The sequence below is a fragment of the Bowmanella yangjiangensis genome (assembly GCF_017255015.1).
GTDB lineage: Bacteria > Pseudomonadota > Gammaproteobacteria > Enterobacterales > Alteromonadaceae > Bowmanella > Bowmanella yangjiangensis.
This window is the reverse complement of the sequence record NZ_JAFKCS010000400.1, coordinates 1-716: the sequence shown is the minus strand read 5'-3', so window position 1 is coordinate 716 and position 716 is coordinate 1. Positions and strand designations below refer to the sequence as shown.

At 64.0% G+C, this 716-nt stretch carries 1 pseudogene; it reads left to right on the top strand.

From position 1 onward, the window contains the following. Window positions 1-337 precede the first annotated feature (337 nt). Window positions 338-716: pseudogene (locus J0A65_RS24810) on the top strand (hypothetical protein); the annotation flags it as partial.

Genomic DNA, 716 nt, shown 5'->3' with positions numbered 1-716 from the left:
ACAGCATCGGAAATTCCTCGTTCGAGTGCCGGCGCGCAGGGCGACGCCGCACCAGATCATGGCACTTCCGTCAGGATGATCTACAACTATCACCTGTAGTAGTGCCCTCACCGTACTCGACATGGAGGTCGACATGCCTGCCCGCCGTCCTAGTCGTCCCGCCCGTCGGCGCCATGCCGAGCTCGTGCCTGAGTACCTTTCCACGCCCCCGCTCAGGAGCCCCGCGACACCGTGAACCGACGCACCGGATGATGCGCCGCAGCCTAGATAACGGCCACCCTGCGCTCACTGCGCGAACCGCTCGCCAGGCAGGCGTGGCCACATAAGGAGATGATCCATGCGCAACGCACAAGGAACCCTGATCTTCACCCTGGCACTGGCCACCCCACTGCTCGCCCCGGTAGCCCAGGCCGGTACCTTTCCCGACTTCGGTTACCAGCCACCGAGCAAGGAATACAGCGGGCCGCTGTTCCAGCTCAGCCAGTCCTATCCCGACGCCGCACCTCCCGCGTCGGCCCTGCCGGCCTTCTTCAAGCTGCTACCCGGCAAGCAGAGCAACGACTTCGAGACCTGGCGCGAGTACATGGAAGCGGTCAAGGACTACTGCCTGGAAGGCAACGTGGAGAACGACTGGAACGTGCAGAAGAACACGCTGCGCCAGTGGTACCACATGCCCTGGCAGCACTACGGTCCGCTGGGTCGTGAGGGCATCCACG